Annotated in this window: 10 protein-coding genes; 3 read left to right on the top strand and 7 right to left on the bottom strand. The window is 61.4% G+C overall.

All coding sequences use genetic code 11. The features are described 5' to 3' along the window. Positions 1-46: 46 nt before the first annotated feature. From D4A92_RS02210 to D4A92_RS02180, 7 genes are read right to left on the bottom strand one after another with little or no spacing between them, the layout of a single operon-like run. Positions 47-1180 (bottom strand): glycoside hydrolase family 88/105 protein, encoded by a 1134-nt coding sequence (locus D4A92_RS02210; RefSeq protein WP_203017814.1) that lies wholly within the window; start codon positions 1178-1180, stop codon positions 47-49. Between the two features lie 6 nt (positions 1181-1186). Then, positions 1187-2698: a glycoside hydrolase family 28 protein gene (locus D4A92_RS02205; protein ID WP_203017813.1), complete on the bottom strand. Its 1512-nt coding sequence runs from the start codon at positions 2696-2698 to the stop codon at positions 1187-1189. An 11-nt stretch (positions 2699-2709) separates the two neighbouring features. Further along, entirely contained in the window at positions 2710-3966 is a 1257-nt protein-coding gene (locus D4A92_RS02200) for an ABC transporter substrate-binding protein (protein WP_203017812.1), read from the bottom strand. 34 nt (positions 3967-4000) lie between these two features. Then, positions 4001-5113: an ABC transporter ATP-binding protein gene (locus tag D4A92_RS02195; protein WP_203017811.1), complete on the bottom strand. Its 1113-nt coding sequence runs from the start codon at positions 5111-5113 to the stop codon at positions 4001-4003. 4 nt (positions 5114-5117) lie between these two features. Continuing rightward, positions 5118-6026: a carbohydrate ABC transporter permease gene (locus D4A92_RS02190; protein WP_246754011.1), complete on the bottom strand. Its 909-nt coding sequence runs from the start codon at positions 6024-6026 to the stop codon at positions 5118-5120. A 2-nt stretch (positions 6027-6028) separates the two neighbouring features. Then, the gene (locus D4A92_RS02185) at positions 6029-6913 is read right to left on the bottom strand and encodes a carbohydrate ABC transporter permease (protein ID WP_006724723.1); all 885 of its coding nucleotides are present in this window, start codon (positions 6911-6913) and stop codon (positions 6029-6031) included. Beyond that, on the bottom strand, positions 6910-8316 hold the full coding sequence (locus D4A92_RS02180) for an alpha-galactosidase (protein WP_203017809.1): 1407 nt from the start codon (positions 8314-8316) through the stop codon (positions 6910-6912). Before D4A92_RS02180 ends, D4A92_RS02185 begins: the two co-directional genes overlap by 4 nt. A gap of 167 nt (positions 8317-8483) precedes the next feature. Between D4A92_RS02180 and D4A92_RS02175 the strand changes: the two genes are divergently transcribed. From D4A92_RS02175 to D4A92_RS02165, 3 genes are all read left to right on the top strand, one after another. Further along, positions 8484-9395: an AraC family transcriptional regulator gene (locus D4A92_RS02175; RefSeq protein WP_203019801.1), complete on the top strand. Its 912-nt coding sequence runs from the start codon at positions 8484-8486 to the stop codon at positions 9393-9395. Between the two features lie 131 nt (positions 9396-9526). After that, positions 9527-10369 (top strand): 5-dehydro-4-deoxy-D-glucuronate isomerase, encoded by an 843-nt coding sequence (gene kduI / locus D4A92_RS02170; RefSeq protein WP_203017808.1) that lies wholly within the window; start codon positions 9527-9529, stop codon positions 10367-10369. A 267-nt stretch (positions 10370-10636) separates the two neighbouring features. Then, positions 10637-13180 (top strand): methyl-accepting chemotaxis protein, encoded by a 2544-nt coding sequence (locus D4A92_RS02165; RefSeq protein ID WP_203017807.1) that lies wholly within the window; start codon positions 10637-10639, stop codon positions 13178-13180. Positions 13181-13207 lie beyond the last annotated feature (27 nt).

Raw genomic sequence — 13207 nt, 5'->3', positions numbered from 1 at the left:
AAGACAGGACCGTCGGCTCCTCCGCCGGCGGTCCATACGCTGCGCGTCAGACGGCATTCATCGCTGGCGGCCGCCGTCCCTCGCCTTGCTGGGTGAGGGCGAGGTCCTCTGCGAGCAGACGTTCGGCCTCCGCCATCATTAGCGGAGCAACACCCTTGATGTCGTCGGGGCGGATGGCCTCGGTGAGGTAATAGGCAACGCTGCCATCGCGATAGATACCGTGGAAGGGGCCGAGGCCCGCGACGCAGCAGACATTCTGCAACTGCCGCCGCCCGCCCTCGACAGGTCTGACTTCGAGATCCGCAAGAGCCTGAAGCGCTGAACGCCCGAGGGGAGCATGTCGATCAATGCCGAGACGTTCGGACTTCTGCAAGGCGTAGGCGAACATGGCCGTTGCCGAACTTTCGGGGTAATTGCCCGTCGCCTCGGGCGCATCGATCACCTGAAGCCAGCGATGGTCGCTCGTCACCAGCGCGGCAAGCCGATCGTTCATCGCGGTAAGACGTGTCGACAGGTCGCGGCGCGTCTCGCCCTGCGGCAGATGCTCGATGACGTCAACGAAGGCCATGGCGAGCCAGCCGATCGAGCGGGCCCAATGCGCCGGCGACAGGCCGGTATCCGGATCGGCCCAGTCCTGCAGCCGCGACTCGTCGTAGCCGTGGCGATAGAGGCCGGAGGCTGCGTCGAAGGTCAGGTCGAGCGCCGTGGCGAACTGGGCGATAGCGTCCTCCACGACGCTCTGCTCACCCAATGCCAGGCCAAGCTCGACCTTGAACGGCATGGCCATATAGAGGCCATCCAGCCAGACCTGATGCGGGTAGCGCAGCTTGTGCCAATAGGGGCCGCTTGCGATGCGGGGATGGTGGGTCAACTGGCGACCGAGCTGTCGTGCTGCATCGAGATAGCGGGCCTGGCCGGTCAGACGGTGGAGGTAAAGCAGTGCATGTCCGGGTTGAATGTTGTCGATGTTGAATTCGGTGATCCTGTAGTCGGCAAGACCGCCGTCGGCATCCACCTGCGCATCGACGAGCCGGGTCAGGTGGTCGAGCCAGCGCCGATCTCCTGTCGCCTCATGCAGCGTGATCAGGCCGCGATAGAGGCAGCCGTCCTCATAACACCAGGCACCAGCCTTGTAGGGTTCGTAATCGCGGGCGTAGTCGTCGAAATAGGAGATCAGCATTGGTCTTCATGGGTCCGGGTGAATGGAAGCGGGTGAGAGGCCGGCAATCCGGCTGAAATTGGTATTCTCGGCGATGATGCCGGCATGGCGCAGTTCCGGGAGATGGCAGGCCATCTCCGGCACGGCGGGTTTCGCATCGGCGTTGTAGGCTATGCTGAGGCCATCGATCGACACGGCGTCGATCGTCGCTTCCGGAAGCCCGTAGAAGACGGCTGCCGCCGTTTCGGCGCCTGAAACCTCGAGATTGCGGATCTCAATGCCCTCGATCTTCGGCGTGGTGAGGGAGACGGGCAGGGCGGTGCGGGACTGGACATAATCGGAACGGCCATCGGCGTCGCAGAAATAGAAGGCGTTGACGGCGATCGGGGTCGCGACATCCTCCATACGGCAGTCATGGACGCTGATATTCGAGACGCTTCCGCCACGGCCACGGCGTGTCTTGATGCGCAGGCCCCGGTCGGTGCCGATGAAGTGGCAGCGGCTGATCGTGACGTCGCTGATGCCCTGGCTCATCTCGCTGCCCATGACCACGGCGCCATGGCCGCGCTGCATCAGGCAGTTGCGGATCTCGACATTGCGGGTCGGCCTGTCAGGGCCGCCGCGCGGATCGCGCTTGCCGGCCTTGATCGCCACGCAATCGTCGCCGACCGAAATGTCGAGGCCAACAAGGCGAATATTTTGGCTGGATTCGGGGTTCAGGCCGTCGGTGTTCGGGGTATCAGGATGGTTGCGGATCGTCAGTCCCACCGCGAGAACATCCTCGCAGAGCACGGGATGGACGGTCCAGGAGGGGGAGTTCTGAACGGTGATTCCGGCCAGTGTGAGCTGGCGGCAACCGGACAGGAAGATTGTGCGTGGGCGTCGCGCCCCGTCGCGGGTTTCCTTCGGCCAGGTCCACCAGTCGCCACGGTCGCCGCCGCCGTCCACGATTCCCTTGCCGCAGATGGTTAGGTTCTCGCAATCGATGGCGTTCAGGAGGCTGGCGAAGCAGGCCTCCGCAACCCCTTCCCAGGTGCCGAGCACGCGTCCGTCCGGATGGCGGGCTGGTAGGATCGGGCGCCCCTCACGGGTACCGATGTCCTGCAGAACCGCACCGTCCTCGATCAGCAGCGTCATGTCACTCTTCAGGAAAAGCGGGCCTGATGTCCAGGAGCCGGCGGGCAGCCGGAGTGTTCCACCCGCCGGCACCGCGGCGATCGCGGATTGGATCGCCGTGGTATTGTCCTTGCTGTCTGGTCGCGCTCCGTGGTCGCGGATATCGACCAGGGCCGTTTCGTCGGCTGTTCGGAAGGCGATGCCACCGATCGCGGTCGAGAAGCGGTACTCGTGCTCCGGTTCGAGACCGTCGAGGGACAGCACGACCGAGGTCGCGCTGCCGGTCTTCACCGTCGTGCCGTCACCCAGCTGCAGTACCCAGGGCAACACCCGGTCGAGGGCGAACAGATGCGCATCCGCCTCGATCGTGAGGGTTGCCGTCCTAGACGATAGGTGCAGCAGCTGGATGGGGCCGTCGGTCAAGATCGTCCTCCTCAGATGCCGGTGAGTGCACTGTTGATGCCGTCGATGATCTCGGCGGCTGCGTCTTCGGCCGAAGCCTGACCATAGGCGAAGGCCTCGAAGGTGCTGTCGAAGGCTTCCGTCACGCGCGGATGCTCGTTGAGCGGCGAGACGCCGACGCCATTGCTTTCCAGCACGATCCTGTTGGCCTCGACCTGCACCGGCTCGATCGAGCCGGCCTTGGAGAGTTCTTCGAGCGCGATCTTGCTCGAAGGTACGCCACGCGTTGCACCAAGGATCTTGATCGCTTCCGGATCGTTCAGCAGGCAGTTGACGATCTCGGCGGCGGCCTTCGGCTCCTTGCTGTTCCTGGAGATAGCCAGAAGCATCGAGGGCTTGCGATAGACGCCTTCGGTCGTCGCGCCCTCGATCTGCAAGAGCTTGACGGGCACGAGTTGCTGGCCTTTCTCCATCGGGCCGGAGATCTTGCCGTAGGTGCTGTCCCACTGATAGGTGCCGGCGATCTTGCCGGCGGCCCAGGCTGGATTTTCATGCAGCGGCGCGTTGCCGCCTGCTGCCACGTCCTTCCACGACTTGATGACGCCCTGATCGACCATTGTCTGGTAGAACTGCAGGCCCTCGGCCAGTTCCTCCACGGTCCAGGCAACTTGGTTCGTCGCTGGGTCGATCAGGTCCTTGCCGGTCTTCTGCGTGGTGCGCAGGATGACAACGAGGCGGGCGTCCAGGGCGGTGCCTTCGAAGGGGAAGTAGTCCTGACCGAGCTTTTCCTTCATCACCGGCGCTGCTGCAAGCAGTTCGTCCCAGGTGGTCGGGATCGCAAGGCCCGCCTTGTCATAGGTGGTCTTGTTGAACATGAAGACGCGACCGGTGGTGGAAACGGGCAGGCCGTTCAGCTTGCCCTCGACGGTGCCACCCTTCAGATCCGTCTCCGACCACTGGCTCAAGTCGATAACGTCCTTGAATTCATTCAGATCGACAAAGCCGTCGCCGTTCTTCGAGAAGATCGGCAGCCAGGGCCAGTTGATCTGCATGATGTCGGCTTCGGTGCGGCCGGCGAGCTGCGTGGTGATCTTTTCCTGGTGGCCGGTCCAGCCGGTGAATTCCGGTGAGATTGTATGACCGAATTTTCCACCGCAGAGCTTCAGGGCTTCCTGCGTGGCGATATGGCGGTCGTCGCTGCCCCACCAGGACATGCGAAGATTGGCGGCATTGGCTGCGGTCAGGCTGGTTGCCGCAAGAAGTGCGGCGGTCATGATCAAGGTTCTCATTCTGGCTCCTCCCAAGTTGGAACGATGACGGCTTTCAGTCGGCGAGCGAGATGTTCTCGCCCGTCATGCGGTTGAAGATGTGTGCGGACCGGATGTCCGGGCTCAGCCAGACATGGTCGTCACGGATCTGCGATCTGTCGTACTGGCTGGAGGGCACGACGGCGATGACGCGTTCGCCGCCGATATCCACGTAGAGATAGACTTCGTGGCCCATGAACTCGACATGGCTGATCCGCCCCGAAAGCGTTCCTGGCGTTTCGGGCGGCGCAATCTTCAAGTGCTGCGGGCGGATGCCGATGGTCACCTCACGCGCGGCATCGCGATGAAGCCGCTGGGCAAGGCCATCCATGATCGAGAGCGTCTGGCCGGCTGTGACGAGTTCTTCGTTGCCGGTGAGTTCGGCCGCGATCAGGTTCATCTCCGGGCTGCCGATGAAGCCGGCGACGAAGGCATTGGCCGGGTGGTTGTAGAGCGTCACCGGGTCTGCCACCTGCATGATGTGGCCGTCCTTCATGACACAGATCCGGTCGCCCATGGTCATGGCCTCGGTCTGGTCGTGGGTGACGTAAATGACGGTCGCGGCCATGCCGTCGGCCTTCAGCTGCTTGTGAAGGTCGGTGATGCGCACGCGCATCGAGGCGCGCAGCTTGGCGTCGAGGTTGGACAGTGGTTCGTCGAAGAGGAAGACCTGCGGCTTCTTGATGAGGGCGCGGCCAACGGCGACGCGCTGCGCCTGGCCGCCGGAGAGCTGCTTGGGCAATCGGTCGAGCAGGGCGCCGATTTCCAGCGTGCCCGCCACCTTGTCAGTCGCCTCGTCGATTTCCGCCTGCGGACGGCGCTTGAGGCGCATGGAGAAGGAGAGGTTCTTCTTCACCTTCATATGCGGATAGAGCGCGTAGTTCTGGAAGACCATGGAGATGCCACGATCGCCGGGGGCTCGGTCATTGACCAGCTCTCCGCCGATGCGGATTTCGCCGCCTGTGATCCGTTCCAGGCCGGCGATCATGTGCAGCGTCGTCGATTTGGCGCAGCCGGAGGGGCCGACCAGGACCATGAACTCGCCGTCTTCGACATCGAGGTTGATGCCATGCACGGCACGAAAGGAGCCATAGTCTTTTTCGAGGTTTTTCAGTTGCAACCGGGCCATTGTTTTATCCCTTGATGCCGCCGGCGGAGATGCCGTCGATGAAGTATTTCTGAGCGAGGAAGAAGACGATGAGTGCTGGTAGAAGTGTCAGCACCGACATCGCCAGTACCCGGTTCCATTCGAAGGCCTCCGTTGTGTCGATCGAGAGTTTCAGCGCCAGCGACACCGGGAACTTCTCGACGGAGGAAATGTAGATAAGCGGCCCTAGGAAATCGTTCATTGTCCACATGAACTGGAAGAGGCAGACCGAAATCAGTGCCGGCATCAGCAGCGGAATGACGATGAAGACGAGGACCTGCCAGGTATTAGCGCCATCCACGCGCGCTGCTTCCTCCATGTCGCGCGGGATGGCGCGCAGGAACTGTACCAGCATGAAGACGAAGAAGGCGTCGCCAGCAAAGGCCGAGGGGACCCAGAGCGGCAGATAGGTGTCGAGCCAGCCGAGATCGCGGAACAGCAGATATTGTGGAATGCGGGTGACGACGTTCGGCAGCAGCAGCGTGGCGATGAGGGTCGCGAAGAGCAGCTTCTTGAACGGAAAATCGAAGCGGGCAAAGCCATAGGCCACCGCCGTGCAGGAGACCGCCGTCCCGATAATCTTGGGCAGCACGATCCAGAGCGTGTTCAGGAAGAAGGTGCCGAAGGTGTAGGGTGTGGAGGTCTGCCAGCCGCGGATATAACCGTCGGCGGTGGGCTTCTCCGGCCAGAAGCCGGGATTGGCAAAGATCTCGGAATTGGTCTTGAACGAGGCACCGATCAGCCAGACCAGCGGGTAGATCATGATCAAGCCGACCACCGTCAGGACGGCATAACGCAAGACGGTCGTGATCTTTTGCCGGCGCAGATCGCGGCGGTGGGCCTTGTCGGCTTCTTCGATGCCAGCGGCATAGGGGGGAAGGGCGTGGTCTGTCATGATCAGCTCCGCTTGTCGCCGGCGTAGTAGACCCAGTGGCGCGAAGACCAGAAGGCGATGAGGGTGAGCGCCATAATGATGACGAAGAGCACCCAGGCGATGGCCGAGGCATAGCCCATGTCGAAGCGCTTGAAGGCTTCGTCATAGATGTAGATCGGCAGGAAGTAGGTGGCTTTCAGCGGGCCGCCCTGCGTGATGATGTAGGGGCCGTTGAACTCCTGGAAGGCCTGGACCATCTGCATGATCAGGTTGAAGAAGATGACGGGCGTGATCAGCGGCAAGGTAATGTGGACGAAGCTCTTCCATTTGCCGGCGCCATCGATCGCGGCTGCCTCGTAGAGGCTTTTATCGATGCTCTGGAGGGCCGCGAGGAAGATCACCATGGCCGAACCGAACTGCCAGAGGCGCAGCAGGGTAATGGTGAAGAGCGCATTGGTCGGGTCGCCGAACCAGTTGACGGGCTCCAGGCCGATCATCGTCAGGCCCATGTTGACGAGGCCGACATCGGCGAACATGTAGCGCCAGAGAACAGCGATCGCGATCGAGCCGCCGAGGATCGAGGGCACATAGAAGGCCGTGCGGTAAACGTTGATGAACTTCAGCTTGTAATTCAGGATCACCGCGACGAAGAGCGCGAAGATCAGCTTCAGCGGCACCGTCGTGAAGACATAGATCAGGGTCACCCAGAGCGACTTGCGGAAGGTCCGATCGCCGGTGAAAAGCCTCACATAGTTGTCGAAGCCGGTGAAGATCGGCGCACTCATCAGATTGTAGTCGGTGAAGCTCAGGTAAAGCGAGACGACGAAGGGCAGGGCCGTGAAGATCAGGAGCCCGATGATGTAGGGCGCGAGATAGAAGAGCCCGAGGTAACGGCTGTCTCCGCTCATGCGGCACCTCCGGCTCTCGCCAAGCTTTCAGGCAGGCGATGCTGGGTAGCCGTCACCATTTCTCGGAACAGGCGGGTCGCCTTATGCTGGGGCAGGGCGGCGAAGAGCGGATCCGAGACGAAGAGCGGCAGGAGCGCATCGACGTCTTCAGACAGGACTGATGCCACGAGTGCGTTCTGCCGGTCGGCATGGGGACGGGCGAGCAGTTCAAGACCCTTCGGCAGACGGCCTGCAACGATGGGCTGGATGCCGAGTGCACTGAAGCGGGCATTGGTTTCGACGATCGTGCCCTCTGCAAAGCCGGCGAGCTGCCCCCGGTTCGGCAGGTTGACATTGCTCACATGCTCAGGCCCGCCCATCAGAGCCTTGATCTGCTCGACGATGGCTTCGTCCGAGGCGCGGGCTGGCGGCAGCTCGGCGCCCTTGTCGAGGGCATCCGCATAATCGACCTTCTCCTGTCGTTCCCGCATCCGGAACTCGACCGGGGTGAGGCCGAACTTCCAGGCGGCGTGATCATCGAGGTACCAGCTCTGCGGCAGGAACTCGACGAGGTGCCGGTCGCCCGCTGCTGCGGCGATGCCGAAGCGGAGCGAGAGGTCGAACTTAACGCGGAAGCTGTCGGTGAAGTAGCGATCGTGTTCGTTCGCGGGATCTAGCGGCGATTCCCGCCAGCCGGTCGCATGATGCTCTCTCGCGAAATCGAGAAAGGCCGGCATCATGTCGATACCGCCAACAGCGGCCCGATCAACGAAGGTGAAGTGGTTGATGCCGAGCACGTTCACCTTGGCATTGCGATAGCCGTAGAGCACTTCGCCTGCCTGGCGGTTGGCGAGGTAAGCCATGATTTTGCGGGTCTTGATCACTTCGTGACAGGAACCCCAGGCGCGGATCTGCGGGAAAACGGCATAGAGCGTGCCTGTCAGCACGGACATCGGGTTTGTCAGATTGCAGACGTAAGCCTCAGGGCAGTGGTTGGCGATGGCGCGGCCGATCTCGGCGATCATCGGAATTGCCCTCATGGCGCGGATGAAGCCGCCGGGCCCGACGGTGTCGCCGACCGACTGGCGGATACCATAGCGCTCGGGGATCGCGATGTCGTTCGCCATGTCCTCGAAGGAGCCCGGCAGGATCGAGATGATGACGATGTCGGCACCACGAAGTGCTGCCTCCAGCGTGCGTTCTGCCGTGTAGGTGACGGGCGCCCCGGTCTCGCTGCGGGCGGCATAGCGGGTGCCGATACGGGCGTTGCGTTCGGCAGCGGCATGGTCGAGGTCGTAAAGCCGGACTGTTGCCGGAACCGTTCCATCCTGGGCGAGGTCGCCCATCAGTTTCGTCGCCCAATTGAGCGAGCCGCCGCCGACATAGGCGATGGTGACGGGGCGCGTGTATTCCGTTTTCTGCATCGCAATATTCAGGGTGGACCAAGCCAAGACCGGCCCACCTCCGTGGCCTGTCTTGCCGTCTACCCTCCTCCTCCTGATATCCTCCCCGGTCTTCCCAAGTCGACCGGTCCTGTGTCTACTATCTCTTCAGACGTCTCGCGCGGAAATCGACAAAGAGGGGAAAAATGATGGACGAAACTGAAGGTAGTGTACTCAGCGGTATTCCGATGCAGGCGCTGGCGCTCAACCTGACACGCTCGACCATCCGCATGCAGCATGCGCAGACCTGGTCGATCGACAAATCGAACCGGGTGCATGACCTCGTGATCTGTCTGAGCGGTCGCGGGATTTATGAAGTCGAGGGGAAGACGGTCGAAATGGAGCCGGGTTTGGCGATGCTTTTGCCGGCGGATACGCGATTCGTCGGGCGGTCGGTTTCGGTCGAGCCGTATACCGGGATCGCGCAGCATTTCACGCTGGATCTCTTCGGTCGCCTCGACCTGATCGCACAAATGGATCTTGCCTTGTCAGTGAAGCTTGCCCGCTGGGGCATGCTGGAGAAGGTGGTCCAGCATTTTCGCGAGACGGCGCCGCCGTATTCGACGAGCCTGCAGCAGCATCATGTCTTCATGTTCCTGTTGATCGAGTTCATCGAGCAGGCCTTCATCGGCTGGCGGGAGCAATCCGTCGGGACGGTGGCTAATCCCGACCAGCTGTCGCTGGCGATCATGGTCGCCGCCAGCCAGATTGCTGCGGATCCGCTGAACGAGGCGATCACCTCGCAGGTGCTTTCGGCCGCGCCCTACAATCCCGACTATTTCAAGCGCGAGTTCCGCAAGCGCGTTGGCTGGACCATGGACAAGTTCCAGGAATTCAAACGCATGGAGCGCGCCATGGGGCTGCTCGCCGGCGGCTGTACGGTGAAGCGGGCCGCCGCTCTCTCCGGCTATGCGGACGCCTATTACTTCTCCCGCATGTTCAAGCGCTATATCGGGATCAGTCCGCAGGGATACCGGGACGCCGAACGGCGCAACCGGGAGGGCGCTTTTCCGAGGGGAGAGGAGGATGGTCAGGTGGCCTATCCATTGCCGCGTGGTTGAAAACCTGTCTTATGACTTTATCGTGGTGCACTCCTAGTTCGCATTGGTAGCTCTCAAGTAATCAATTTTCTCACTTGCCGAGTGCTGCTCAACATGTATGATAAGTTGACATAACATGTATGGGAGGAATGATGTCGCACACCGATTTCACCAATCGCTTCGCCATCGATCCGTTGACCGCTGCCGGGTTTGGCACGGATGAACTGCGCTCGAATTTTCTGCTGCCGCCGCTCTTCGTGCCGGGCCGCATCCAGCTGCACTACACGAATTACGATCGCATGATCGTCGGCGGTGCCGTGCCGCTCGCCTCGGAACTGCCGCTCGAAACCATCAAGCCGGCGGGTACGCCTGAACTGCTCGCACGTCGTGAGATGATTGCGGTCAATATCGGCGGGGCAGGCGTGGTGACGGTCGATGGAGAGCGGTTCGAAGCCGGCACCCGTGACATGGTCTATGCCGGCATGGGATCGTCGGTCTGTTTCGCCTCGGTGTCGGCGGACGAGCCTGCGAAATTCTACCTACTCAGTGCTCCGGCACACACGCAGTACCCGGCTCGGCACATCGGCATCGGTGACGCCAAGCGGCTCGATCTCGGCGCGCAGGAAACCAGCAACGAGCGCTCGATCTTCCAGTTCGTTCACCCCGAAGGTGTGAAGACCTGCCAGTTGGTGGTCGGCATGACGAGCCTTGCCAAGGGCTCGGTGTGGAACACCATGCCCTGCCACATCCATGACCGACGCATGGAGGCCTATCTGTATTTCGACATGGCGGAGAAGACTCGTGTCTTCCATCTGTTCGGCGAACCGGACGAGACGCGCCACATCATCATGAAGAACGAGGAAGCCGTCCTGTCCCCCGGCTGGTCGATCCATTCCGGGGCCGGCACGGCGAATTATTCGTTCATCTGGGCCATGGCCGGCGACAATGTCGATTACACCGATGTCGATGCGGTCGCCATCGAGGAGATGCGCTGACATCCTCTTCTTATGGTGGGGAGATAGGCTTAAGTTGGGGCATGCGGGATCGTCCATCTCGCGTGCCCTGGTTCTGTGCTTAATCTCTATTTTGGGTTGTGGTTCGGCTGGTCATTCGGATCGCTGATCCAGCACTGCCCATGCCCCAATCTGAGCGATCTTATTAAACTCATATTAGTCTTCCTTGCCCATGCTCCGTTCGATTCAGACATGGACTTCGACGACAGCAAACTTTGCTCGTCGGCGATGTCGGGGGAGACCAAGACCGTGTTCATTGACCGTATATTGTCGCGCTTTAACATTCAGACGAAGGTGCTGATTTTCATTCTGCCTTTCGTCATCAGCATTTCCGCTGTCGGCTTTACCGGACTCTACGCGTCGGGATTGCTGCAGGGCCGCATCGAAATCTCGAACAGCGTGCTGCAGTCCTTGAGCGGTTTCCGCGACGTCTCCGCCTCGATGAGCAGCTTTCTTGCCAATACGACAGAAGAGGCCAAGGCTGATCTGACCGGTCGCCTTGAGCAGCAGCGACGCGATCTGGACAGCACGCTGGCTCAGCTTGGTCCCGATGCGGACGGTCGTGTTGAACTCGAAGAAGCCGGCAAGTTGATCGATCAGGTCTTTGTCCATATCGACGATCTCTGGACGCTGCATGCTTCGGAGACCGCCCTTGTCGAGACCCTGCAGCGGGGGGGCAAGCAGGTGGTCGTTGCACAGGGACGCGTGACGGCCGCCATGGCGACCATGGAGCGCGCCGTGCAGGCGGATGACGCTGAGGCCAAGACGATGCTGCGCGACGCCGAGAGCATTCGCAGCACCGGCACTTTCCTCACCGAAACCAATTCCGCTTTCACCAAGGCCAAGACGCCGGAGGAGAAATTCGCCGTCATTGGGGAGCGCATCGACGAAATCCTTGCCCGCCAGCAGGTGCTGGCGGAAGTGCTGCCGAAGGCGAACCTGTCGGCCGCCAAGACGCTTGAGAAGATCGGCGGCGAACTGAAGGCAGCGCTCGCAAGCAACGACATGTCCGAGGATGCGATCAAGAGCATGACCGGTCAGCTGCGCAATTTTACGCAGCTCAATGCCTATCTCGGCCTTGCAGCACAGCAAAAGATGAAGGAAGCGACGATCAAGTTCGGCGAACTCGATGCACCGCTTGCCAAGGCCCAGGCTGTCATCGAAGACGGTCGACAGGTCATGGCCGCCGGCTACGCCGTGCAGATCATGATGGCCCGTTTCCTGCTGGAGCCGACCGAACAGAACCGGATGCTGCTTGAGCAGCAGTTCAACGCTGTGAAGAAGTTCCTTGCTGAACTCGACAAGACGGCCGCCGATCAGCCGATCCTGATGCAGGTCAAGAAGGATCTCGGCCCGGCTGTCGATACGATGATCGGTGCCAGCGCCGAACTCGTGAAGGTCAGCCAGGAACGCAAGGCGAGCTTCGAAGAGGCGGCTGCCGACCTTAACGTCATCTGGAGGCAGCTGACGACCTTTGCGGAGATGCAGAAGGTTTCGGCCGGGCAGGAACGTCAGGAAGCCAACTCGATTTCCATCAGTGCAACGGCGCTCGGCATCCTGATTTCCATCTTCGCCGGCATCGGGCTTGTCATGACCTTCAAGGGGCCGATCGGCCAGATCACTGGCGCCATGCGTCGCCTGGCCGAAGGTGTTCTCGATACGAAAATCAACGGCGAAGCCCGTGTTGACGAGATCGGCGAGATGGCCCGTGCGCTCGGCGTTTTCAAGCAGAACGCACTTTCGAAGATCGAAATCGAAAGCCGCAGCGAAGCCGAACGCGCTCAGGCGGAGGACGAGCGTCGCCGCAACGATCTCGAAAAACAGGAAATCGATCGCCAGATCGACTTCGCCGTCAATGCGCTGGCCAGCGGTCTCGGCCGTCTCGCCAAGGGGGATATCTCCGAGACCATCGACACGCCGTTCCACGGCCGTCTCGAGCAGTTGCGCAACGACTTCAACCAGTCGCTCGAGCATCTGCAGGATACGATGACGCAGATCCGCTCGAACACCTACATGATCCAGCGCAACGCCGCCGAAATGAGCAGTGCGGCCGATCAGTTGGCCAAGCGCACTGAACAGCAGGCCGCCTCGCTCGAGGAAACGGCAGCTGCCGTCGACGAGATCACGGTTACCGTCAAGTCGTCCGCGGAGCGGGCCGAGGAAGTAAACAACATCGTCGCCGATACCAAGGGCCGTGCCGATACCTCGTCGACGGTTGTCGGAAACGCCATCGATGCCATGGGTCGCATCGAAGACGCGTCTGGCCAGATCGTCCAGATCATCGACGTGATCGACGAAATCGCCTTCCAGACCAACCTGCTGGCGCTCAATGCCGGAATCGAGGCGGCGCGTGCGGGCGAAGCGGGCAAGGGCTTTGCGGTCGTTGCGCAGGAAGTGCGCGAGCTCGCACAGCGATCGGCGGGGGCTGCCCAGCAGATCAAAGACCTCATCCACAAGTCGAGCACGGAGGTCTCCTCCGGCGCCAAACTGGTGCAGCAGACGGGGTCTGTGCTCGCCGAGATCTCAGCCAACATCATCACGGTTGCGGACCGCGTCTCGGTCATCGCCATGGCCAGCCGCGATCAGTCGAATGCGCTGGCAGAGGTCAACTCCTCCGTCAACGAGATGGACCAGATGACCCAGCGCAATGCGGCGATGGTCGAGGAAACCAATGCCGCGACCCGTCAGCTGGCCGACGAGGCGGATGCGCTGATGCAGCTTATCAACCAGTTCAAGCTCGCGCCTGAAGGCCGCCGTCAGCAGGCCATGCACGCGCATCATCGCGCTGCCTGATTGCCGCCGATCGCTGTAAGATCATGA

It is taken from the genome of Rhizobium rosettiformans (assembly GCF_016806065.1).
Taxonomy (GTDB): Bacteria; Pseudomonadota; Alphaproteobacteria; order Rhizobiales; family Rhizobiaceae; genus Allorhizobium.
The sequence above is the reverse complement of the archived record's forward strand: the minus strand, read 5'-3'. Positions and strand labels throughout refer to the sequence as shown.